We start from the raw sequence: 24,086 nt of genomic DNA on the forward strand, positions 1-24,086 counted from the left end.
AATAACCAAAGCCTTGAGCAATGGTGCATTACTACAATTGCCCAAAATCAACAAACGAAAAACAACTCAATTAAGGATCAAAATGATGAAAAGTAAAAAAATGATATCAGGATTAATCCTGGGATTATTACTGGTTTTAACTCTGCTAGGTGGTGTATTTTTGCCTAAATCTGCCCTAGCTGCCGTAGAATCTAAGGTGACGAGTCCACCTAGCGCAGAAGTCTATACAGCAGTCGATCAGTTGCTGAATTCGCTACCACGAGATTACTACACAGTAATGCAGGTAAAGCAGTTAAAGAACAAGCTCAAAAAGCGGGATAATGTCGTATTGGTTGATGTGCGAGAACCGTCGGAATATGCTTCAGGACACATTCCTGGCGCTATTAATATTCCCGTGCGATCGCTAACCAAAAATTTGGCTAAAATTCCCACGGATAAACCTGTAATTTTATACTGTTCTAGTGGGCATCGCACGGCAATTGGTATGACGGCGTTGCGGTTGTTAGGGTATACGAATGTTCGCAGTTTTCCTCCCAGTATTAATGGCTGGAAGGCGGCTGGCGAACCGTTGGAAAAATAAGCCTGTTTAATTCCTTGAATTACCCTAATACCCTAATAGGAATAATAAGTATCTTAGACTACGGGAGACAGCGATCTCCCTAAGTCATTCCCTTCTCAGAGTCGGCAAGGCGAAAGAAAGCAGATACACCCTGCCTTATTCAAGACCCTATATAAAATGCAGATGACCCTCTAAACCTTTGACGAAATAACGGCTCATTTTGTGTCATTGGTGGCAATAAATTTTAAAAGGAATGGTACGCTCAAGCCAGGTTTGTCGTTGCACTTTATACCCAGCTTGGAATAGAGGCTGGGGGTGAGGGCTGTTACCTCGCCAATGTCTTCACCGTCAACACCTGCGGCGGTGTGGAATCGGGTGGATAAATAAATTTGACGTTTACCTTTCGCTGTTCCCCTGGCGCTAAATTTAACGTAACTAAGGGGTCAGACGGTTGTCCGCGACGCTGAACTAAATGCACATAGCGTGTCTGACTTTTCCCTTGATTATCTTCATAACTGATCCGAACCGTTCCCCGAAAAAAGACCTGATCAACGGTTGGATTCAAAAACAGTAATTTATCTGTACCTGCCTCATCTTTTAACGGTGTTTGCATTGATACCGTTACTGTTTGCAATTGACTGGTCGTATTTTTCAGGGGTAACGTTAGATTATATTCTACGCCATAATTACTATGAGCATAATAAGCCGTGTCCGGATAACGGACTAACATCGGCGCACTTTGAATTTGACCTGTATTCAACGTGATTAAATGGAGCGTTCCTAAGACATAGGAAAATGCCTCACCGGGTTGGGGAAGGCTCAAATTATCCGATTCTAAGGTATCTGTAATCTTTGCCAACCATTCTGTTCCTTGGGACACCCCAGCGACTCGTCCAAATACCGTCGGTTCTCTAGGCGGGTCAAGGGGGGTTGGTGTAAGATTACGGGGTTTGGCTAATTCCCCTTCGACTAACAAGGTTTGCCATTCCGCTAATGTCGGGGCGCGGTATGTACCATTCGAGTTTTGCGGTGCTTTCATGGCTAAATTGGCAACATAAACTGAACCATTACTGCTTAACCGCATCATCGTGGAACGTCCATTGGATGCAGGTGCGCGTTGGATAGGAATTGGTTGATTCATCAACAGTTGAGTTTGCCCTGCTGCTAATACCAATTGTGCCGGAAACCCATCCTGACGAATCCCCCGCAGTACATCACTCATCGTGCGACTACCGGGTCCTGAATAAATCTTACCATTGGGATTATCTACTATATCGGGTAAGTCAATAAATGGTGCATCGGGAGTACTTAAATAACTCGCCGCTTGCAAAACCTCAACCGTTACGGGTTTATCGGTGGGATTGTGCAGCAGTAATCCCTGATAAAGGGGACGAGTTTCTGCTTGAGTTTCTGCCCTAGCGATATGATGGGTAAAAATATCGAAACGTCCTTGAAAGGGAAAATTCAAATGGGCAGAAGGAATGCGCTTTCCGGTTAGGGAAAATGTGGATAACAAAATTCCTTCGCTTCTGACTAATTCGGGATAATTACTATTAAATGTGGGAACAGAATTCAGTCCTCCGGGTAATGTCCGCACCTGTTGGGGATGAATTTCAACCCCAGCAATATACTCAGGCGGAACCGCATAAATATTTAACGCCCGACATAATAGCGCCGCTACTTCGCCCCGAGTCGCCCGTTCATTGGGGCGAAGTTGTCGTACTGTAGGATAATTCACCACCAGAGTATTTACCGCCGCCGCCGCGATCGCATTCCTGGCGTATCCTGGAATACCAGAGGCATCTTGGAAATACTGTCCCACGGTAGAGTATGGATTACTGGGAATGCTGTAATTCTTCGCCCCCGCCAAAACCCCAATCGCTTGCACACGGGGAATCGGTTGACTGGGTTGAAAAATCCGCCCTGGATAACCCGCGAAAAATTCCCGTTGATAAGCGTCTTGAATTGCCCGATATGCCCAGTGACGCTGTGGTACATCTGTAAACGTAATCCCACTGCGTTTAACTTCGGCGTCGGGAAAGGCATTCAGCATTAACACCGCAAATTCTGCCCGGGTAATCGAACCATTGGGGCGAAACGTGCCATCTGGATAACCCGTGACTAGGTTTCGAGATGCCATCTGGTTAATGCAATCCTTTGCCCAATGGGTTTGGATATCGGGGAATGCAGTAGCCTCGGTGGTAATCAGGCTACCACAGAAGGCAAGGAGAAGCGATTGAGAGATAGAGACGTAGAAACCTCTGGGCATGAATTAGGGGTTCGGGTTAACTTATCGTCGTTGAAGCATTTTTGGCAGAATTTGTTTCTGCGATTGTTCATGGTTCATTGGGAATCATCTCCCTCATCTCCCTCATCTCCCTCATCTCCCCCAGCTTCCCCTACACACCCAGAGGAAAAATTTTTTTTCGGCATGGGCTTGACAAATCCATAGATCTTCGTAACAATGGAATTCGGCTCGGAAATTGGGACTGTAGTTCAATTGGTTAGAGCACCGCCCTGTCACGGCGGAAGTTGCGGGTTCGAGCCCCGTCAGTCCCGTAAAATGCTTAAAGAATATAGGTCTAGTTAGCACAGAATGTAATGCCTACTCACTCAACCGCTACGGGGTGAGTTCTATTCGCAGTGAATTCAATGGCATTATCGCTTGTCTTAACCCCTCTACTGGCAACATCGAGATTTCTAGCTGAATTACGATGTTTTAATAATATAATTTTCGATAAATTATAATAGGATACTCAAGGTGTTATGTCGCCATTCACGGGTTATGACTCAAGCACTTATCCAATTTTCCATGAATGTCTTCAACGGTATTTTCCAGGTGCATTACCTATGGAAGATTACATGAAAAAAACTTTCCATTGTTTAAAAGCCCTGGGTTTTGAAGATGAAAATACAATGGGACTGGCAGCACTCTGTCGGGACGAAATTACTGATCCGTTACTTAATGAAGTCGTTAAATACTGGGGAAAAACTTTTAATTGTTGTAGTCTTGCTGGGTTCGTGATGATGGGAAAAACGGGTTTAGCCGCCGCAACCAACCACGTTCCGATTTTCGACGGAATACGCCGCTTTACGTTTTTAGCCATGCCTCATATTGCGATTTCTAAAGATGGAGAAATTGGCAAGGTTTATCGAGAAGGCATCCACAAGGCGTCTCATGCCTGTGGTGCATTAGAAGCGATTGTCAACGAGTTAGAATCAGGACGTATTAACCTGAAAATGGATATCGAGGATCTGGAACAATCTATTATCCGACAAAAAATACTGTCCACTATAAATTATGGAGACAAACCGAATTTAGTTGAGATGACTAAGTTGGCTTGTCAGATTATTTCTGATGATGTAGAAACCCTCTTGCATACCTTAGATTCTTCTATATTTAAGTATGCGGTGATGACGGGTATTCAAATTCATGGTCCTATGGATACGAACTGGATCTATCCTCATAATTTTTATGTGGTGGGTGCAGATTTACCAGGAGGCAAAAAAGTTATTGAAGTGGTTTGAAAAAGAAATTCGGGGATGGGTGAGGGAGTGTTTAGCACCTGATAATTAGCAAAGGTGGGTGATTATCCCTACTTTATCCGTGGGTAAATCACCCTCAAGTCAGCGCCAACGACAACTGAGCGCCGTTCTACGCTACAATAAATAGCTGGAAAATACTTAGCCAACCCTACCACCAAAGATTGATCTTGTGACTGTTAGAGTCCGCATTGCACCGTCTCCCACCGGGAATTTACACATCGGTACCGCCAGAACCGCCGTATTTAACTGGTTATTCGCCCGACACCACGGGGGTCAGTTTATTCTACGCATCGAAGACACCGACCAGACGCGATCGCGTCCCGAATATACCCAGAATATCTTGGATGGACTCACCTGGTTAGGACTCAACTGGGATGAAGGACTTGTTTTTCAATCGAAACGGTTTGACCTTTATCACCACACCATTCAAACCCTTTTAGATAAAGGGTTAGCCTATTACTGTTACACCACAGAAGACGAACTCAAGGCACTCCGGGACGCCCAAAAAGCCCGGAAAGAAGCCCCTCGCTACGATAACCGTCACCGCAATCTCACCCCCGAACAACGCAGCGCCTTTGAAGCGGAGGGACGACAACCCGTGATTCGGTTTAAGATTGACGATAATCGCGAGATTGTCTGGAATGACCTGGTGCGCGGTAAACTCACCTGGAAAGGCAGTGATTTAGGGGGGGATATGGTAATTGCCCGCGCTGCATCCCAAGGTGAAATTGGTCAGCCTCTCTACAATCTAGCGGTAGTGGTTGATGATATGGATATGAAAATCACCCATGTCATCCGAGGGGAAGACCACATTGCCAATACTGCCAAACAGATATTACTGTATGAAGCCCTCGGCGCAACCGTACCCGAATTTGCTCACACGCCATTAATTCTGAATCCCCAGGGGCAAAAACTGTCTAAACGCGATGGCGTGACCTCGATTTCTGAGTTTCAGAATATGGGGTTTGTACCAGAAGCCATGGCAAATTATATGACGTTACTGGGTTGGTCACCACCGGATTCAACCCAGGAAATTTTCACCCTAGACGAAGCCGCCCAACAGTTTAGTTTTGATCGGGTGAATAAAGCGGGAGCAAAGTTTGACTGGGATAAACTAGATTGGCTCAATAGTCAATATCTGCACAAAAAATCACCATCAGAATTAGTCGAGTTACTGATTCCCTATTGGCAAGAAGCTGGGTATGAGATTGACCCGGAAAATAATCGCCCTTGGTTAGAACGATTAGCGGCTGTGATTGGTCCGAGTCTGACCCGCTTACCAGATGCGGTGGAGATGACGCGGCTGTTCTTTACCGACTCGGTTGAGTTGACCCCAGATGCAATTGAGCAACTTAAAAAAGAAGGGGCTACAGATGTACTGAACGCGGTTTTGGAAGCCTTAGACAATACGCCAGAATTCAGTCCAGAAACCGCAGGACAAATCATCAAACAGGTAACAAAACAGCAAAAAGTTAAGAAAGGGTTAGTCATGCGATCGCTGCGGGCTGGACTTACGGGTGATGTCCATGGTCCTGATTTAATGGAGTCTTGGGTATTGCTGCATCAGAAAGGACAAGATAAATCCCGTTTACAGCAAGCTTTGAGTAAGGTGTCATCGTAAGCTGTTTGGCATTTAAATCTTAATGTCAATAATGGTGAATTGTAGTGTGAGCATCTTGCTCACTATCTATACCCAATAAACATTTGGGAATCTTCAAAACTCTGAATATCCCGTAGGGTGGGCACTGCCCACCCTACTAGGCTGGCAAGCTTAAAGTTGTGGGTAAAATTTTTCTGGATAGCTACTCTCATAAGGGTTTGGCGAAAATACTTGACCACTGTTTTAACCTTGCCAAGCTACTACGGTATATCGAGTTTCGGCGATCTCAAAATGCTGATTTGAGTACCATTCCTTTTGGGATAAAGAGCGGGTTTTCGTGGAACGGTTATCGGTAGATAGGCAAAATTAAACGGCTTGCACCCACCTCTATAACTCTGCTTTCAGACACGCCCTGATTGCTTGTACAGTATCAGAGGTAGCCAAAAACTCTGTCCATGTTTAATTCCCTTTTCTCGTTCAAACCCAATCAACGTTCCTATCGCTCTAGGTTTAACCCCACACAACTGCTGCTGCTGTTGCTGTTGTTACTCGAAGCACAACTTGTCACCCAACCCACCCCAGTCACGGCTCAAACGGATGCGCCGACAACGGTTGAACCCTCCCCGGATACAGCGCCGACAATTTGTCCGGCTGATCTCAAAGCCTCCATCAACGCGATCGCCAATCGTCCTGAATTTGATTATGCTCGTTGGGGTATCTTGATCCAACCCCTATTCTCAGACACACCCTTATATAGTCGTGAACGCGATCGCTATTTTATCCCCGCCTCTAATCTCAAATTATTCACCACCGCCGCCGCTTTATCCCAACTCGGTGCTAACTTTCGCATTCGCACCTCTGTTTATGGCACCCCTTCAAATGGAACGATCACCCAATTACGAGTCATTGGGCGAGGTGATCCTAGCTTAAATACGGATCAGTTAAAAGACTTAGCCCAACAGCTTCGGCGTCAGGGGATTCGGCGGGTGGATCAACTGATTGTCGAAGATCGTTATTTTAGTGAACCCACGGTTAACCCAACCTGGGAATGGTCAGATATTCAATTTTATTATGGGACTGCTGTCAATAGTTTAATTCTCAATGAAAATGCGGTATTACTAACCTTAACTCCTCAAAACGTCGGACAACCCCTCAACGTTACTTGGGCTGATCCCATTGCGGAAAAACAATGGCAGATTGAAAATCAAACCGTTACCACTGAAGCCGAACCAGCGGAATCAATTAATATTTCTGGGGTGCTGGGTAAACCATTATTACGAATACGTGGTCAATTAGCAGCGGATGCAGGACTTTGGTTAACGGCGGTGGCAATTCCTGATCCGGGGGACTATTTTCTCCAGCATTTCCGTCGGGCGTTAGCGGATTCTGGAATTCAGGTGGAACGAGGGTTGGTGACGACTGAACCGAATTTTCAAGAAGACACTGAATTAGCGGCGGTAGACTCTCCTCCCCTGAGTGAATTGATTACTGAAACCAATCAGCAAAGTAATAATTTGTATGCAGAAGCATTATTGCGATCGCTAGGTGTGACTGACAAAGAGGCGGATGAGTCAACGGCTACGGCTGGACGGGAACAGATTAGAGCGAGTTTAGCAGAATTAGGGGTTGAACCGGAATCCTACGTCCTTGCTGATGGTTCAGGATTGTCTCGCCACAATCTAGTAAGTCCCACGGCTATTGTACAAACCCTACAGGCGATCGCCCGAACTCCGATGGCACAATCCTATCGCGATTCCTTAGCCGTGGCTGGGGTAGAAGGAACACTACGACAGCGCTTTCAGAATACCCCAGCCCAAGGTCGAGTGTATGCTAAAACGGGAACCATGACGGGCGTGTCGGCACTTTCCGGCTATGTGGAGGTTCCCGATTATCAGCCGTTGGTGTTTAGTATTATGGTGAATCAATCCAATCAATCAGTGAGTACAATCCGTCAAGCCATTGATGAAATTGTGGTTTTGCTTTCGCGGTTGCGTTCTTGTTAAAAGAGGGAATAGGGAACAGGGAACAGGAAATTCTAGTGTTGTAACAAATCTGGGTTGGCTACCGCCGTAATAACCCAGTCCGCGTAGGCGGACTTTGTTTGTGTAGCAGCGATTTTAATCGCCCTAGCTTTAGAATTTGGCTAACCGACTCGTGGCGTAAAGATCATGATATTCGGTATAAAACTTGCCACTTCTAACTTCTCGACGTATAGGTTTACCTGTCCAAATTTCCACAGATATCCAATCGCCGCTTTGTTTAAGTTGAAAACCGTCTTCACCTGGAATCAGGTCATCAAAAATAATTGACCAGTGGGGCGGTGAAATTTCCCAGGCTTGAGGCGGAATAATGCCCTCTTGTTTGCGATTTCGATCATAAATGGGGATAATCGTTTGGGGATTGAACCCAACCCGCGTCACAATTGGATTAACACAGCGACCTTCACGAGTCACAAACTCCAGAACTGCATCCCAGTCATAGATGGGTTGACAGTCTCCGACTCCAAACTCATCTTCTGGCACACAGATAGCGCCCATTAACCACGTTAACTTGGATAGAATCCGATTGACACGCGAGCGATCGCACTCTAGCAGATTAAGTTCTACAGGGCTAAACTCGCGTAGTCTAGGCGTCCACTTGGGTGTCCATAATTCAAATGATAAGGTTGGATCGATAGGGACACGGGTCAGAGTCAAGTTGGGAGTGGCTTGTCGGGGTGGCAACGCTTGGAGAAATTCTGACTGAATAAACTCTGACATCCCTCGGCTTTGTACGCTAAACATAGCAGTTTGTAACATTGTCGTTTAGTTAAGAACCTCTTTATCGACTCAACAAAAAATAATAGAACTACCCTGATCAAGGTTACGCTTCAACCTGATCGTCCGTTACCCCTCTACAGAGTTAATTTGACCTTAATTCTTTATCAAAACTTTAATATCGAAGATTTGGCGATCACTCTAAGTGATCAATCCTTAAAGGTATTAGTGATTCTTTTTGTTTAAAAATGTAATATAAATCACAGACAAGGGTCATGGGTCATTTTTTATAGCCCACATTCCGCACGTCAAGTTGTAGCATGCAAAGTAGTACAAAAATCCTGGGTAGCTTGGCAAACTTTTTACGTATAAATATTTAGGGCTTGCTGCACAAGCCTGAAACCCTTACAAATAAAGAGTTAGGGGATGATTAAATGTGCATCAGGTGCAAGGCGAAAGAAACCCATAAGCTGGAAATCCTGGCATTTTTCGAGGATGCTTAAGCAGAATCTTCCCCCATCAGGGGGTTGACCCTTCGGCTGCGCTCAGGGTCAACATTGAGCGAAGTCGAGATGTTGAAACTGTTTCCTATTCCCTGTTCCCTCTTGGACTAACTGATGTATCCTCGTAGTGCTATATCCCCAAGGTCTCACAATCACAAGAGCTTATATCGATTGAGCGCTTCTTTGGCTAAATCACGAACAAAATTCAAGGTGTGTTCAGCTTCAAAGTTATTGTTATCGCCTTTTTCTCGATTACATTTCCAACATATAATCTGAAGGTTGCTTGACTCAAACAGCAATTCAGGACATCGAGCTTTATTAACTCTGTGGTCTAATGTAACGTAATTAGGATGAAAGTAATAGTTTCCTGCCTTGTTTATACAATCTACCCCATTCGCATCTTGATATTGATAGCCTCTTTTGAGCGCTTCTTGGTGAGATTGTGTGCTGTGTGAGAACTTCCCATGTACCATCTTTTTCCCACAGAAGGGACAAGGCTTCTGATTAAACTTTTGTCTATACTCGTTTGGGCTAATCGACCCATACCTCGGATGATTAATTAGCTTTTGGTTTGCACCATATTTCCACAGATCGTTGATATCTGAACTTCTGTAAAGAGTCTTTAGGGCATTCTTATTCATATCTGGCACTGTTTTTACAAGAGTTGATACTTAGCAAGGGCTTTGTTAGCTAGTTGTTTAACATTTTTGTAGTTTTTATCAAGAGTCTCTAGGGCTTCAGATGCAATGTCTTGCGCTTGTTCAGCTTCTAGAATCGAGTGCTTGATAGCCCCACTTAAATCGCCTTTACGCAACTTGTGATCAAAAAGACTCAACTCTTGGAATGAGGTTTGCAATAGACTCCACGACTTCTGAACATGATTCCAACCAATATTACGATACCCTTTAGATCGCAGTTCCTTTTGTTTTGCTCGCTCTAGTTTAGAGAAGGATTCTGTATTTCTTTGCTGCCAATCTCGATAACTTAATCCATCAACAATATTCATAATTATCTACCCATTGAAATCAACGTCTCGTTTATCCTTTTCCACTCTGCAACACCATGATTGTTACGGATGTACTCTTCAATCCTAGATAACTGTCCTTTTAGAGTATCAATTCTTTTTTCCAAAATTTTTATTTTATCGGCTGACTCCTGCGTGGATGCCAACGTCATCTGATCCATGTCGGAAATAGTTTGACGCATATCGGAAACCATGGTGTTGTAGTCTTCCTTATGTACCAAATCTCTCTCTAAAAGAGTTTCCTTACGATCAGAGCGGTTCTGGGAAAGGGCGTTGATTAACCACCTTCCCACTGAAACAATCTCAGAGTTTTGGGGGTCAAGGAAAGACTTTAACTTATCATTTGCCTCTCGGGTTTTTTGGGCTTGACAGTACCTGTTGTAAGTATTGGCAGATTTTACCAGTTCCAACACGTCCAAGTGTTGAGCCGCTTGGCTAATTTGCTCATCAGTCATTTTCTTTTGTAAGGCATATTGGGCAACCCCTGAAGCCCGACTGATCCGCTGAATTAACCGATTGCGTTCTTGTTTGTTCATCTCCTGTACCCTGTAAATTTAACAATGAAGAACTGTGTATTTGTTAATACTCTTGTAAGAATCTCTAGCCTAAGAGAGTGTCTAAGTATTATTCAACTTTACCTGATAAAACTCAACGTTTAGGCGTGAGCAACATCCGTGTTGGCGACATCATGGGATGTGTAATAAAATCAATAATGTTTGAAACGGCGATCGCGCCCAGAAGTGTTTCACGTTTGAATTCGAGGGTTATGGTTGTACTTTATGCTTCTTTCTCCAGTATTCCCTCTCTATCAGTAAAAAACTTAGCGATCGCCAAAATTTTACAAAAACTTTACTCAACCCTTATACTACGGTCACTTGAGGGCGATTTTGCTTACAGCAGATTTCGGGTTGATGATGTACAGTCTCTAAGCAAGATCCCCGACTTCTTCAAGAAGTCGGGGATCTGTCTGTGTACCTCAGTTATCAGTTTTTTTGTCAACGTTGAGCGGCAAAACCTAGCCCAGAAAGAATTTGGGGAAACTCTCTACCATCCTCTCCTAATAACCCGCCTCTTCCTCATATTCGGGGGTTTTAGTCTTTTCGGGAATATTAACGGGCGGTGCTTGATAGGGTTCGCGCTCTACAGTATCTTCCCAAGCATCACCTTCTACCTCATAATCCGCGTACTCATCTTTGTGCGGCGGCTCATAAGGTTCGGGTTCTGCATAAAGGGGGTCTTCATACCGACGCGCTGCTTGAGACGAATCTTCCCATTCATCCCCCCAATTATCCTCTTCTAGTTGGGCTTCGGCATAAATTGGCTCTGCCCGTTGTTGGCGTATCGGCTCACGTATCGGCTCCGGTTCGGGTTCTTGCCAATCCTCATCCCACCGTTCCTCGACTGGCGTAGCCGTCTGGATGGGTTGAGAAATCGGGGTGCGAACGGGTATTCCTGTCCCCAATTGATTTTCCGGTCGGGTGGTGGGCGCATAGTAGCCTTCCTCTTCTTCCCGCTCCCAAGGAGGATTGCCAATGCCCATCCGCTCTAGAATACCCACGGTTAGCTGAATCAGCCGTTCTTGAGCGCCTTCAAAGACGATGAGGCGGTCTGGACCACTGCTAACAATTTCCTCAATCGGTAATTCATAAGTACTAATCACCTGATCCGGGATTTGGGGTAATCCCAAGGAGGCAATAATCAAAGACGCTACCTTGCCATCTTCTACGCTAAACTTGAATCCTCGAACCCGACCTAAGAGTTCACCGGTTTCGGTAATCACTTCGCTATTGATCAGCGTACTGTAGGCATCAACGTCAACATCCTCAACCACATCCTCATCCTCAACCAGGATGACATCACCCACTTGTTGAATGCTGCTGAGGAGCATATACTGTGGCATTCCAGCCAGCGAGAGCAGGTTGTCTCGTAACCCTAATGCCACAACTTCGCGCCGATCAATATCTACGAGCAGCTCCTTGACGACACCGAGGCGCTTACCGTTATTGCGAGTAATCACCTGAGTATTTAAAAAATCGGAGCGCTGACGAATTAGTTCAGTTGTCATTATGTCTTGCAATCCTGAATCTCGACTCCTGCTGGAATGGTTATCAATAGTATCAAGGCTAATAATCACATATAATCTACATCAGTCCCGTTTGGCAGACCCTAATTTCAATCCTAAGACTTGAGTATACGCTCCTCTCGCTTGGGTAACACCAATGGTGCGCTCGGCAGATTCAATCATAGGTCGGCGCAAACTAACAACGATAAATTGGGCAAGTTTAGCCTGTTGTTTGATCATTCTAGCTAATCGCTCGACATTTGCCCCATCGAGAAACATGTCAACTTCGTCAAAGGCATAGAATGGTGACGGTCGATACCGTTGTAGGGCGAAAATAAAACTCAGGGCGGTGAGAGATTTTTCGCCGCCGGACATCGACGCCAATCGTTGCACCGGTTTGCCTTTGGGGTGAGCCACCAAGTTAAGTCCGCCGTTAAAGGGATCGTCGGTGTCATCCAGTTGCAGATGCCCGTCGCCCTCGGAGAGTTCGGCAAAAATTGTTTGGAAGTTTTGATTAATCGCGTCAAAGGATTCTTTGAAGGCTCTTAATCGTAGGGTAGTAAAGTTTTCAATTCGCAGCAATAGCTCAGTCCGCTCCGCTTCTAGGGTTGCCAGTTTTTCCGACAGTTCCTGGAGACGGGCTTGGGTGTGATCGTATTCTTCCAAGGCTAACATATTCACGGGTTCCATTGCCTCAAGTCGTTTTTGACCATTGCGGATATCCCGTTGCAGCTTCTCCAGTTGAACGGTGATTTGGGAAATGCTGTAGGGGTGGGTTTCACGACTATCGTTTTCTTGGCTCCCAGATGGAACTAAACCCGCCTCGCCACCCTGTTGATTACCAGCCTCATCTTCCAGACGTTCCGCCGGAATGTCTCTACTAGCTTCTTTATCTCCCCCATCTTCCCCATCTCCCTTATCTCCCGTCTCTACCATCAGGGAAACCTCTGGCAACGGATCAGGTAATTCAGCCTGTTGGATTTCAAGTTGAGTTTGTAGGGTAGTCAGTTTTTCCTGCCTTGTCACCTGGGTTTCCTGAAGCTTTTGCCGTTGCCAAGACAGCTTTTGCTGGTTGAGGTGTTGGTTTCGGAGGATAGCCTCGACGCGATCGCGTTCTTGTTTGGCTTCCCCTAACCGTTGTTCTAGCTGGGTTAATCGGGCTTGGGTTTGTCCAATTTGCACGTCAATTGCCTCAAGCTGACGATTAATCTCGGCTTGCTGTTCTTGGATTGATTGGTGTTGGGTTTGATATTCGGCAATCCGTTGATAACTTGTCGCCAGCTTTTCATTCGTGCGCTGATGCTGATTCTCTAAGGCTTGCAGTTGTTTTTCCGCCTCCCGCAATGCCTGTTCGCGATCGCCTAATACGGCTTCCTGGGTTTTAATTTGACTCTGAATCTGTTGCCATTCCTGGGGAGTTTGCTCGGCTTCCAGTTGCGCCAGTTGTTCGCGTAAGGCTTGCAGTTGTCGTTCTTGGGCGGGAAGATCCTGATTTAACTGCTGCAACCGTTCCGCCGCCGTTTGAACTTCCTGGGTATTTTTGGCAAGGAGCGATCGCACTTGGGTTTGTTGTTCCGTTAGCCCTTGGATGTCTTTGCGGGATTGTTCTAGGCGTAATTGGGTCTGGGAGCGGGTTTCCCTGGCATCTGTCAGGGTTTGCGTCAATTGTTTAGCCGTGGCTGATTCCCGTTCCAGCCATTCGTCACAGCGCTTTAACATGGCTTCAATATCTTGGAGACGATCCCTCAACGCCATCATCTCCGCCGAATCACTGGTATCACTAATACCAAAATGTAATCCAGACCGATAACTACTACTTCCCCCCGTCATCGCCCCACTACTTTCTAAAAGTTCTCCGTCCAATGTAACAATCCGGCATTGACCCAAATAGGGACGTGCTGTACTCAGGGTTTCAAACACCACCGTCGAGCCAAATACATAAGCAAAAATTGTTTGGTATCGAGGTTCACAATCGATTAAATGCACCGCGTAGTCAATAAACCCTTGAGCATGGCGCAGTGCCACAATGGGAGAGAATCGAGGCGGTTTAATTTTATTTAAGGGTAGAAACGTCGCTCTCCCCGCACGTTTTTGTTTGAGCAGTTCGATCCCCACCGCCGCCACGGCATCATCTTCGACAACGACATGCCCCAAACGCCCACCGGCTGCGGTTTCCAGGGCAAGTTGGTAGTGGGGTTCGACGCGACCGAGTTGGGCGACTAAACCATGAACGCCGGGGATATCCGCCTGAAGAACAATTTTAGTCGCATAAGTGCCTTGGGCTTCTTGCTGTGCCTGTGCTTGGGCTTCTAACTTATCCAGTTGACGCTGTTTGTCCCGTTGTTCGGACAGGAGGCGGGTTTGGGTTTGCCGTTGGGTTTGTAACTCTTGTTCCGTAGCGGCTAAGGTTTGGGCAAGGGTTTGAATCTGTTGCGAGACGGCGTTTAATTGCCCCTCTAATTCTGCCGCTTGTGTCTGTTTGCTGGCAAGTTCGGGGGCGATGCGTTCTAATAGCTGGGTTTGTTCGTCAATTTGGCGGCTAAGTTGGTTATGCCGTTCTTGGAGTTGGGCTTGTTCAGTGCGCTGGGGATTCAGGGTTTGCAGTCGAGCTTCAATTTGGCGGGTGAGGGTGTTTTGGTGCTGCACCCAGGCTTCTGAAGCCGAGGCGATCGCATCCGCTTGTTCTCGGCTGGCGTTCAGGGCGGTTTGAGCCGCCTCCCGTTCTTGGCGGCGTGAGGCGATAATTTGGGTGTCGAGATGGTGGCGTTCAGCCTGAAGCTGTTGCAGACGTTCTTCCTGTTGCTGAATCTCGTTTTGGGTGTTTTGTTGGTTCGCCTCGGTATCCGCCAGGTTTTGAATAAGTTCCTGTTGGCGGCGTTGTAACTGGCGGCGTTCGGCGTCTTGGCTGGCTAAGGTGGCGGATACGGCAACTTGTTCTTCTTCGCCTAAGGCTTTGACACGGGTGTTGAGGGTTGCGAGTTGTTCAGTTCCTTGACGAATTTCGGATTCTATGGTATGCAATTGCTGGGTTAGCTGGCGTTCATCCTGTTCTCCTTTCTCCATCAGAGAGGTAAGATGAGCCACCTGTTGTTGAAGCGATCGCCATTTGAGGACGAGTTCCCATTGTTGTTTTTCCTGGAGTTCCGCCCGCAGCTTTTTGTATTTCTCTGCTTTAATCCGATCCGCCGCCAAGCGATCGCGTTGGGTGATCAGTTCTTTTTCAATAATCCGACAGCGATCTTCCCGTTCTTTAACCTCATTCAGGGTATCTTTCGTCTGGGTAATTTTGCGGTCAAAGGCGGCAACTCCGGCTAATTCATCAATAATTTCCCGCCGTTCTCGCGAGTTCATGGAGATGATGCTAGTAACATCCCCTTGTAACACCACATTATAGCCTTCGGGATAGACTCGCAGGCGGTTAAGCTGTTCGTGCAGTTGAGTCAGCGTGCAGGATTCACCGTTAATATAGTAGGTTGAGGTGTAGGTGTTTTGCTTAGTCACCCGCAGCCGCCTTGTCACAGTCCATTCGGTTGATTGGGGAGTTAAGGGTTGGGAGTTGGGATTGTCTTCTTCTGTTTCCTCTTCCTTTTCTGCATCTGATTCCGAGTTTTCCGGTATCTCTTCTACCCCTAGAATATCGGGTGCGTCAGATAGGTCAAATGTCACCGTAACCCTGGCTTCAACCGTACTCCGTCGCTCTTTATTATGATTAACCAGATCAGGTAGACGTTCAGCCCGCATTCCCTTGGAACTGGATAGCCCTAAACAAAAGAGGAGAGCATCGAGGATATTGGATTTTCCTGACCCATTAGGTCCTGAAACCACAGTAAATCCGGGCAGCATCGGAATTTGAGTCGTGCCGCCAAAGGATTTAAAATTAGTGAGTTCCAGGCGCTTAACATGCACCATAGGTGTAGGTCAGTTCAGGTTCGCTGTGTGGTACGAGTGTATCAAAATAATAATGTTGATCAGGTTAACAGATATTATCCTGTTCCAGAGATCGCGATAGGATAAAACAAGCTCAACCCTAGGATGGTGGAATGAACAGGGTGATTGTGTCTACAGGGCTTGAAAGCTATTGCTTTTCGGCTAATTGTTGTAAGGGTTGTGCCATCTGCTGCTTCCTTCAGTTTGATTGAGTGGTGCGTGAGACTCACTGAGCGATAAATGCTAGCCTGATCTGGAGAGTTTTAACCTATACCTGATCGATACCAACGGTTGCCCCGCATTGAGTTCACAAAATGCAATCATTAAGCCGGGAGAACACATTTTTAGGGGCTTGTGATCCAAAACACGTTCAAGGTAGATCCGAGTCTCATCGAGGGCGTACTCTGGGTCAAAATACTGATGTGACTGTCTTGTAAGCAACACAGGAGGGCGATCACTTCTATTTCAGGATAGAAATGATGAAATTAGAACAGCAGATGCTATCAAAACAGTCAGTGCAACGAAAGGGGAGTTGTTATGCAAACATTAAAACAGGGGTTAGAGGAGTGCCATCTGATGGAAAGGTTGGCAGATCAACTCGAACAAGAGTGGCAACAGCGTTTAGCCAATGACTATCCAGGCTATTGCCCAGGGATCAGAACCAGCATTGTCCACTGGTTACTGGGAGAAAACAGGGAACGGTTAAACCACCTACTACCCGACAAACTCAAGATTGTCTGCCAAGCGATGAACTATCGCTATCGGATTTTACGTCAGCGCTATTTGGGGGTTACTCCAGAGCAAGCCTATCGCAATTTGACGAGTCGGTTAGCGAGTTTAATGACGTTACGGAATAAAATCCGGACGTGGGTGTCTCTGAGTCGCGATCGCCAACGGGCTGTGGTGGATGTCTTACAAGAAGTGATTCAGGAATTATTAAACAGCGATCGCTATATCCAAGGGCAGATTGGTTGGATTGCCCAATGTAGTGAAGATATTCATTTACGCGACGCCCTCTTACTCACCACCCTTGAAGAATATTGTATGCGTCCGATCCGCAATCAGCCGTTGGTTGTCTATCGATTCGTCAATTTTCTCAAGCGATCGGGACGCGGTGGAATGACGCATCTACCGGGCGGGGAAAATGTGCGATTTGTCTCCGAGTCGATTACCTCCGATGATACCGATGCTCCGGTGAGTTTATTAGATAATCAAGCGATCGCGGATTATCAAGAGACTCAAGGCTGGCAAGAGCAACAAGCGCTGCGTCTATCAGTACGCCAAGAATTTGAAACCTACCTCGACCAAAACGTTGGTGCCCAAGCCGCCCAATGGTTACGCCTGTATCTGCAAGGGAAATCTCAAGAGGAGATCGCTAAGACGTTAGGCTTGCCGATCCAAAAGGTTTATCGCTTGCGAGAAAAAATCAGTTACCATGCCATTCGCGTCTTTTCCCTGAAAGTTAAGCCGGAATTAGTCGCCAGTTGGTTAGAGGTATCCTTAAAGGAGCATAACTTAGGGTTAACTCCCATACAGTGGCAAGACTATTGGCAAAGTCTCACCGACCAACAGCACCAGTTGCTTCAACAATTGAGAACTGGTAAAACGCTCGATGTCATTGCCAAGGATCTAAATTGGAAGTATAACCAGGCACTTGGCGAATGGAGTAAGCTCTACTTAGCGGCTCAAGACATCCGTAGCTCTTCCTAGAACGTTGATCATTTGCCAATTCCGTGTATTCCCTAACCAACGTTGTTAAAAATTTAAGTCGGGTTCACAGCTAACCTTTTTGCCAATCCCAAACCGGAAAGTCTATATTATCTGACTCCTGGGGCATCTGAACCGATTGATACTCAGGCTGGAGAAATTACTATGTTACCCTCACCACAGGACCCAGAACGAGCGGACACTCCTGTTCAGTCTAAATCATCCTCTCAAGCGTCAGAACTATCTGGCGTGGATACTGAGCAAATGTTTCGGCTGATTGATAGTATTCTGCCTTTTGAAGCCTGTCTATTTCATCAATTCTTGCCCCTGTCTCTCGAAGGCAAGTACCTGAAGCTTGGTATAGTGGATACCCACGACTCCACGGCTCTTGATTATGTCCGTCGCATTCTGGCGTTTATGAACTGTTCCCTCAAAGTCGAACAGATTACCGCCAACACTCATACAGCGATGTTGTCTGCCTATTTAAATCAAGGTCATCGCGACACAGCACCGAAAAGGCAACGCTCTGAGCGCCAACAGTCCATTCCTCGGTCGGAACAAGCAACGCTAATTATTGATGATGCCAGTTTAGCTGAAGATGAGGCGAATCAGCCTGAGCCGTCAACCCCTTCTCCTCAAGCGGCGGCACAGAAACACAACTCTACCCCAGTAGCGTCTCAATCGCAACCGAGTGATGCTGCCCATTTAACGGAGGATGAGACAACTGAACCCCAGCCATCAACCTCCGCCGCTAACGCAGCGAAATCCTCTCAACCTCCAACCAGCCATGAGGTGAGCCAAACTGAAAATGAGGCGGTGCAGCCTGAGGAATCAAAAGCGGCGGCGAAAACCAATAATAATTCTTCGGCTAGCGAATCTCACCCGACACTGATTATCGATGATATCCGTCAACTCCAGGACGAATTAAACCAATCCTCTGAAATATCTAACCACGAGGATAGCCAGCCATCAACGCCAACGCCTCAACCGACGTCACAATCGTCTAATCACTCCCCAGCCCAACCACCGCCTCCTTCTGGCAAAACGGTATCGACTCAGACGGCGCTGACGCCAGTTTTCCAAAGGTCACTCCCAACTAAAGCTCTTTTACCCTTGGATGTAAACCCTGTCTATTTATCTCGTCCGATCGCGTTTTTGGCAACCTTAGCCCCCCATCAAATTGTGGAAGAGTTGTTAGGGCGGCTGTTGCAGGGGGGAATTGGTCGGCTGTATTTTCAGCGACAATCTGAGCGGGGTCGGGTTGTTTTGCGCCAGGATAGCTCTTCCCAGTCTGTCTTGGATAAATTAAGCGTATCTGTTTTTGAAGATATCATTATTGAGCTTAAGCGCTTAGTTAACCTGCCGTTGCAGCCCATTACCCAACCCAAACAGATCGAAAGTGAGCGACTCTATCAACAAGAATCCCTCCTATTGTGTTTGCGGCTAGTACCCGGTACTCATGGGGAAGAGGCAACGCTACAACTCTTGCGAGGAGCGCCTTTAAACTTCTATCAACAACAAAAGGTGGAACGATTGGGTCAGGAGGCGATTAAACTTGCCGGACAACTCCAGCACAAGCTCAATGAAATCCGCGATCGCTCTTATCGCTATTCCATTCCGCCGGTGGAAACCCTACCAACCCTGAACCAACTCTTACACCATCTCGACACACAACTCGAAACCCTGATGCACAATCCCATGGATCAGCAGGACAACTGAAATCCACCCCCATCTCCCTCTGCTTCCAGACGTAGCATGTTACGTCTCTACAGCTACCTGCTCCCAGACGCGCCATGGCACGTCTCTACATGGCTCCCACTCATTTGTAACGACTTATGAAGAACTCTTACGAAAAATAGATGACATGTTTTATCAATTAGCGCTACGGTTAGGGGGAGACATTGGAGTACTTTCATGGGTAAATCATATAAAAAGAAACAAGTCAGCCCCTTCAAGCTAGAGGGACAGTTTGTCAAATTTCTGGGTAAAGCTGGCAAAAAACCCAAGTTGCTGTGGGTAAATACAGAAGCAGGTGAACGATATATCAAGCTGGCTAAACCCTTACGGGAATCTCTACCTGAAATCCTCAAACCCGGAGATCCGATAGAAGTCTATGGCAAACAGAAGTACAAACCCAAACGTGGGGAATTGAAACTCAAAGCCGAGCGGGTGACATTGAAAACCCCGTCAGCATCTCAGCAATATGAGAAACTTTTGCAACCGTCTCCCCAGAAAACCAAAGCCAGCGTCATGGTGTGTAAAAAGTCATCCTGTCGCAAGCGCGGTGCGGCAAAAGTCCATCAAGTGATGAACAACACCTTGCGCGATCGCAACCTTGATGACCAAGTAGCGATTAAAGACACAGGCTGTATGAAGCAGTGTAAAAAAGGTCCATGTATGGTAGTGATGCCAGACAAAGCCCGGTACAATAAGGTGGCTCCCGAAGACGTACCGACGCTAGTGGATAAGCACTTTGGCAGTAAACTCAAGCCAGAGGCAAATGTATCCCAACGCTCTACCGTCAGATGTGGAGGCTAATACTGGGGGATTGGGGGGTCAAGAATTCAGACAACCGAAAAAATTCTCTGATTCCCCTTGCTTTCTTAGTGTTGTTGCCAGTTAAACAAGGTGCATAATGAGAAATCTACCGCCACCCGATTCGGACTCCTCTCCACTAGGTTTGGAGGAATGGATTGGTATAATTATCGCCGTTATCACTATCGGTGGGATTTTGATTGGAGTATTGGGTCAACGGCAAAAGGGATTGAACCTACAGCAGTGGATTGGCTCACTCACCTCTGAACCAAAAACAGAAGCACCAGAAGAGCCAAAAGTAACTTCTCCGATAGCTGAGGAGATTCCCACTCGCGAAACCCTCAGCAGCGCTCCTTTGGCAACAGACTCCCCTTCACCTTCTCCAGCCGTAGCTGCTGCACCCGAATCCATTGATGAAGACGAGGCGTTTCCGGAAATAGCTAGAGCTGTTCCTCTTGCTCCGATTGTCTCAGCTCCCACGACAGAAACAGCAGAAATACCCACGGAAACTCCGGAAGCAACACCGACACCAACCCCAACGGAAACGCCTGATGCAGCCGTGAAGTTTGCCGATGTTCCAGATGACTATTGGGCAAGTCCTTATATTACCGCTCTGGTGCAGCGGGATATTATGAGCGGCTTTCCAGAAGATAATACGTTTAAACCGAATAGTTCGATCACTCGGGCAGAATTTGCGGCGTTGTTAAGAAGCGCTTTTGATCAACAACCCACCTTAGAGACACCCAACTTTAAGGACATATCTTCAGACTTTTGGGCATGGTCTGCGATTCAGGAAACCAGCAAAACTAATTTTTTGCGTGGCTATCCTAATAATACCTTTCAACCCAAGCAACCGATTCCTAAAGTACAAGTTTTAGTGGCACTAGCGAGTGGATTGGGGTTAGAAGCAAATCAATCTCCTCAGGAGGTGTTACAAACATATCAGGATTCAAATCAGATTCCAGAGTATGCGCGTGAAAAAGTCAGTGCGGCAACAGAAGCGGGTATTGTGGTGAATTATCCAAATACTGAGTCTCTCAATCCGACTCAAGATGCAACTCGCGCTGAGGTAGCGGCGATGGTTTATCAGGCTTTAGTCGAAGCTGGGAAAGCAGATGCTGTAACGTCTGAGTATGTGGTTAATCCTTGATTGAGAATGTTAGATAGGGATAATGAAAAAAGACTGATTTCCTGACACCAAGCTTATTATTTTTCTGGAAAGGCATTTATGTTAGTGATGTAGTAGGGGTACGGCAATGCCGTACCCCTACAGGTGCTAAGGAAAAGTCAAGGAATAGATAATACTAATACTCTAGCGAGATCGCACTCTATCTCTACTATGTCTCAATCTGATCATACCCAACCCTTACCCCCCCTTGATCCCACTTTTTCCCAGATTAACTCAATTTGAGTAAGCTTTTGTCTTCACTATTGCCTATTGCCTAGCGCGTAGCGCTATATTACTGCGCCATCCAGGGTTTTTCTCTGGAACTCTAAGAAGATGAAACGAAGGGACGCGGCTTCAGCCCGTCCCGTAGTATCCTCTTAGAATCCCCCGCGTTTTAACCAGCGGAGAAGTCAATCCCTTTTGCTAGAATACTATTCTTCTAAGGTGTCCTCCTTCTGTTCACACTCCTCATCATCATTTTCTTCACATTCCTGTTGCGCTTCGTATTCCTTGAGCAATTGCGCCACTCGCTCTTGAATCTGCAAATGTCGGGCGACGCCTTCGTAGGTATAACGGTTGTAGCCATTGCGCTCAATGAGGGTTTCAATATTGCTAATCCGTTCCTCTGTATTCGGGTGAGTAGACAGCCATGCAAATAAGGGGCGATCGCGGTCTTCTTCGTTTAACGTAATCATGAGATTATGCAGTCCATCCGCTGCATAGCCGCCAGCGACTAAAATCTTTGTTCCCAATGCATCAGCCTGACGTTCCATGTCCCGGCTATAGTCGAGAACAATTAAATTTGTAGCGGTGCGACCAAAGGGAATATATTGGGTAACATTGGCAATCAAATTCCCCTCCGTTACCAACTGGAAACCATGGGATAATACCGCATGAGCCAGTTCATGAGCCAATAACCCCGCTAACTCCGCCTCAGAATCCGTTTTCAGAATCGCGCCAGCATTGACAAATATCTTTCCACCTGGTAAAGCAAAGGCATTCAGTTGGTCATCCATGACCACATAAAACTGATACTCAAACTCATCCCGCCCCGCTACGATCGCGAGTTTGTTGCCAATTTCCTGGACATACTCCAGCACCTGTTCATCTTCAACCATAGGGAGTTGCTTTTGTACCCTTCCGGCGAAGCTTTCACCCACGGCGGATTCACCGCGCAGCATTAACGTGGTGGTTTCAATTGCCGAAATCGGACCAAAGAGATTCCCGGTAAAAATATAACCCAACGCCCCCGTAATCACATTCGCGATCGCGTTTCCTCTCAGTTCACCCCGCAAGCGCGATCGATAGCGTTCCAAATTCTCCTCCGCTAGCACTTCAAATTCCGCCGCTTGGGGATGATTGAAGTTGAGCATGGCAAATTGACGGGCGGCGAGGGAGGCTTCTAACCAGCGTTTGGTATCGGCTAGGGCGGTAACTTTGGCTTTAATTAAATCTGGCTCATTGGGATATAAGGTTGTCGCCCGTTCCAATACCTGAATCGCCTCCTCCTGGCGATCGTACTCCTGGAGGGTTTGAGCATAGCGCAAATGACCGGGAATAAATTCTGGTTGCTGTTCGACTAAAAACTGGAGGGGGACAAGAATCTTGGTTTCTAGTTCCTGTTCTAACCCTTCCTCAGACTGACGCCAATACACCGCACCCGCAGGTGAGAGTTCACTCGGCTCATAGATAGCGACGGGTTTCTCTAGGGCTGCTTCCGTGTCAAAAGAGGCTTTGGCTTCCCGATAAAGCTGTTGAGCAGCGGTAAATTGACCGCTCATGTAAAGGCGATCGGCTTCAATCAACTGTTGCTGACGTTCTCGTTCTTCAGGCGTCAGTTCGGGGATTTCTGCGGTAGTTTCGGTGTCTTCTTCTACATCAGTCGAGTCATCGCTGGCGGTTTCTGAGGTTTCTGTCGTCTCGACTTCGATAGAGTCTGGCGCTGTAGTTTCGGTGTCTTCTTCTACATCAGTCGAGTCATCGCTGACGGTTTCTGGAGTTGATGTCGTCTCTGCTGTATCAGTAGAGTCTTCAACTGTGGATGGGGGAGATTGAGTCGTGAACTCTGGTGGTATTTCCTCAGAGGGGGTTGAGGGAATTGAAGTGGGTACAGCCTCTGGAATGACGATAGTTTTTGGCGTTTCCGAGGAATCCTCAGCGACGATAACTGAAGTGGAAGCGGCTGAGGGAGTCTCTGGAATCGCGATCGCTTCCGCCCTGTTTGTGGGTAATTGGTGTTCAACCGTGACTTGTTCAGGTAATCCGATCTGCATCGGGTGATGCAGTGGATCTGGCGTCTGAACAATTGGCTCAATTGGGGAATCTGAAATGGTGAGATTCTGAGTAGAACCAATGGATTCAGGGGTTTTCGCAGACTCGGCTAAAACGATAGAGGTTGAAGTTGGCAGTAGGATGCCTAAGGAGAGTAAAAGGGAATTCCAGAGCAGTTTCATCAGCCGATCTCCAGGGATTGCTCGGTTGGGTGTGATTGTAGCAATGAGGCAGTGGCGCTAGTTGGCTCTACCTAATTAATTAGGGTAGCTTAGTTCGGGCTGAATGAGGGTTAACTAACAGTCCGTAAATATCTAGACAATCATTGACATAACTAGACATTTTTGATGATATAATACAGGAATGTCTAGTTTAACTCCCCAAGAAGCAGCTACTCGACTTTGTGTGACGGTCTTGCACGTTGCACC

15 protein-coding genes and 1 tRNA gene are annotated in these 24,086 nt (G+C 46.7%); 9 read left to right on the forward strand and 7 right to left on the reverse strand.

Annotation, left to right across the window (positions count from 1 at the left end; all coding sequences use genetic code 11):
• The first annotated feature begins 85 nt into the window (after window positions 1-85).
• Window positions 86-580: a rhodanese-like domain-containing protein gene (locus RH949_RS19265; protein ID WP_446355394.1), complete on the forward strand. Its 495-nt coding sequence runs from the start codon at window positions 86-88 to the stop codon at window positions 578-580.
• Window positions 581-884: 304 nt separating this feature from the next.
• Here RH949_RS19265 and RH949_RS19270 read toward each other — a convergent pair whose 3' ends face one another.
• On the reverse strand, window positions 885-2,828 hold the full coding sequence (locus tag RH949_RS19270; RefSeq protein WP_446355372.1) for a DUF3370 family protein: 1,944 nt from the start codon (window positions 2,826-2,828) through the stop codon (window positions 885-887).
• A 216-nt stretch (window positions 2,829-3,044) separates the two neighbouring features.
• On the opposite strand from RH949_RS19270, the gene RH949_RS19275 reads away from it, so the two are divergent.
• The 4 genes from RH949_RS19275 (at window position 3,045) to dacB (ending at window position 7,708) form a co-directional block, all read left to right on the forward strand.
• Window positions 3,045-3,118 (forward strand) — tRNA-Asp (locus RH949_RS19275).
• Between the two features lie 207 nt (window positions 3,119-3,325).
• Window positions 3,326-4,087 carry a hypothetical protein gene (locus tag RH949_RS19280; RefSeq protein WP_446355374.1) on the forward strand — a complete coding sequence of 254 codons (762 nt, stop codon included), beginning with the start codon at window positions 3,326-3,328 and terminating at the stop codon, window positions 4,085-4,087.
• 187 nt (window positions 4,088-4,274) lie between these two features.
• Window positions 4,275-5,726 carry a glutamate--tRNA ligase gene (gene gltX / locus RH949_RS19285; RefSeq protein WP_446355376.1) on the forward strand — a complete coding sequence of 484 codons (1,452 nt, stop codon included), beginning with the start codon at window positions 4,275-4,277 and terminating at the stop codon, window positions 5,724-5,726.
• Between the two features lie 434 nt (window positions 5,727-6,160).
• Entirely contained in the window at window positions 6,161-7,708 is a 1,548-nt protein-coding gene (gene dacB / locus RH949_RS19290) for a D-alanyl-D-alanine carboxypeptidase/D-alanyl-D-alanine endopeptidase (RefSeq protein ID WP_446355378.1), read from the forward strand.
• 129 nt (window positions 7,709-7,837) lie between these two features.
• On the opposite strand, the gene RH949_RS19295 is transcribed toward dacB, so the two are convergent.
• The 5 genes from RH949_RS19295 to smc form a co-directional block, all read right to left on the reverse strand.
• Window positions 7,838-8,503, reverse strand: coding sequence for a hypothetical protein (locus RH949_RS19295; protein ID WP_446355380.1), 666 nt, complete (start codon window positions 8,501-8,503; stop codon window positions 7,838-7,840).
• 1,116 nt (window positions 8,504-9,619) lie between these two features.
• A complete protein-coding gene (locus tag RH949_RS19300; RefSeq protein ID WP_446355382.1) occupies window positions 9,620-9,970 on the reverse strand; it encodes a hypothetical protein in 351 nt (116 codons plus the stop codon).
• Between the two features lie 2 nt (window positions 9,971-9,972).
• Window positions 9,973-10,524 (reverse strand): hypothetical protein, encoded by a 552-nt coding sequence (locus RH949_RS19305; RefSeq protein ID WP_446342933.1) that lies wholly within the window; start codon window positions 10,522-10,524, stop codon window positions 9,973-9,975.
• A gap of 521 nt (window positions 10,525-11,045) precedes the next feature.
• The gene (locus tag RH949_RS19310; protein ID WP_006105876.1) at window positions 11,046-12,053 is read right to left on the reverse strand and encodes a PRC-barrel domain-containing protein; all 1,008 of its coding nucleotides are present in this window, start codon (window positions 12,051-12,053) and stop codon (window positions 11,046-11,048) included.
• An 81-nt stretch (window positions 12,054-12,134) separates the two neighbouring features.
• Window positions 12,135-15,959 (reverse strand): chromosome segregation protein SMC, encoded by a 3,825-nt coding sequence (gene smc / locus RH949_RS19315; RefSeq protein WP_446355384.1) that lies wholly within the window; start codon window positions 15,957-15,959, stop codon window positions 12,135-12,137.
• Between the two features lie 555 nt (window positions 15,960-16,514).
• Here smc and RH949_RS19320 point away from each other — a divergent pair.
• The 4 genes from RH949_RS19320 (at window position 16,515) to RH949_RS19335 (ending at window position 21,369) form a co-directional block, all read left to right on the forward strand.
• On the forward strand, window positions 16,515-17,687 hold the full coding sequence (locus tag RH949_RS19320) for a HetZ-related protein 2 (RefSeq protein WP_446355386.1): 1,173 nt from the start codon (window positions 16,515-16,517) through the stop codon (window positions 17,685-17,687).
• A gap of 162 nt (window positions 17,688-17,849) precedes the next feature.
• Window positions 17,850-19,403, forward strand: coding sequence for a hypothetical protein (locus RH949_RS19325; RefSeq protein ID WP_446355388.1), 1,554 nt, complete (start codon window positions 17,850-17,852; stop codon window positions 19,401-19,403).
• 195 nt (window positions 19,404-19,598) lie between these two features.
• Window positions 19,599-20,222, forward strand: a complete 624-nt coding sequence (locus RH949_RS19330) for a (2Fe-2S) ferredoxin domain-containing protein (RefSeq protein ID WP_006105843.1) — start codon at window positions 19,599-19,601, stop codon at window positions 20,220-20,222.
• A 97-nt stretch (window positions 20,223-20,319) separates the two neighbouring features.
• Window positions 20,320-21,369, forward strand: coding sequence for an S-layer homology domain-containing protein (locus RH949_RS19335; protein WP_446355390.1), 1,050 nt, complete (start codon window positions 20,320-20,322; stop codon window positions 21,367-21,369).
• A 449-nt stretch (window positions 21,370-21,818) separates the two neighbouring features.
• On the opposite strand, the gene RH949_RS19340 is transcribed toward RH949_RS19335, so the two are convergent.
• Window positions 21,819-23,840 (reverse strand): M48 family metalloprotease, encoded by a 2,022-nt coding sequence (locus tag RH949_RS19340; RefSeq protein ID WP_446355392.1) that lies wholly within the window; start codon window positions 23,838-23,840, stop codon window positions 21,819-21,821.
• Window positions 23,841-24,086 lie beyond the last annotated feature (246 nt).

This window comes from Coleofasciculus sp. A1-SPW-01, assembly GCF_040217205.1.
GTDB lineage: Bacteria > Cyanobacteriota > Cyanobacteriia > Cyanobacteriales > Coleofasciculaceae > Coleofasciculus > Coleofasciculus chthonoplastes_A.

What these genes read in the sequence shown, in the direction of transcription:
- RH949_RS19340 (WP_446355392.1), bottom strand. Translation starts at nt 23,840, where the DNA reads ATGAAACTGCTCTGGAATTCCCTTTTACTCTCCTTAGGCATCCTACTG.
- RH949_RS19265 (WP_446355394.1), top strand. Translation starts at nt 86, where the DNA reads ATGAAAAGTAAAAAAATGATATCAGGATTAATCCTGGGATTATTACTG.
- RH949_RS19320 (WP_446355386.1), top strand. Translation starts at nt 16,515, where the DNA reads ATGCAAACATTAAAACAGGGGTTAGAGGAGTGCCATCTGATGGAAAGG.
- RH949_RS19270 (WP_446355372.1), bottom strand. Translation starts at nt 2,828, where the DNA reads ATGCCCAGAGGTTTCTACGTCTCTATCTCTCAATCGCTTCTCCTTGCC.
- RH949_RS19335 (WP_446355390.1), top strand. Translation starts at nt 20,320, where the DNA reads ATGAGAAATCTACCGCCACCCGATTCGGACTCCTCTCCACTAGGTTTG.
- RH949_RS19330 (WP_006105843.1), top strand. Translation starts at nt 19,599, where the DNA reads ATGGGTAAATCATATAAAAAGAAACAAGTCAGCCCCTTCAAGCTAGAG.
- RH949_RS19295 (WP_446355380.1), bottom strand. Translation starts at nt 8,503, where the DNA reads ATGTTACAAACTGCTATGTTTAGCGTACAAAGCCGAGGGATGTCAGAG.
- RH949_RS19280 (WP_446355374.1), top strand. Translation starts at nt 3,326, where the DNA reads ATGTCGCCATTCACGGGTTATGACTCAAGCACTTATCCAATTTTCCAT.
- smc (WP_446355384.1), bottom strand. Translation starts at nt 15,959, where the DNA reads ATGGTGCATGTTAAGCGCCTGGAACTCACTAATTTTAAATCCTTTGGC.
- RH949_RS19325 (WP_446355388.1), top strand. Translation starts at nt 17,850, where the DNA reads ATGTTACCCTCACCACAGGACCCAGAACGAGCGGACACTCCTGTTCAG.
- RH949_RS19310 (WP_006105876.1), bottom strand. Translation starts at nt 12,053, where the DNA reads ATGACAACTGAACTAATTCGTCAGCGCTCCGATTTTTTAAATACTCAG.
- RH949_RS19305 (WP_446342933.1), bottom strand. Translation starts at nt 10,524, where the DNA reads ATGAACAAACAAGAACGCAATCGGTTAATTCAGCGGATCAGTCGGGCT.
- RH949_RS19300 (WP_446355382.1), bottom strand. Translation starts at nt 9,970, where the DNA reads ATGAATATTGTTGATGGATTAAGTTATCGAGATTGGCAGCAAAGAAAT.
- dacB (WP_446355378.1), top strand. Translation starts at nt 6,161, where the DNA reads ATGTTTAATTCCCTTTTCTCGTTCAAACCCAATCAACGTTCCTATCGC.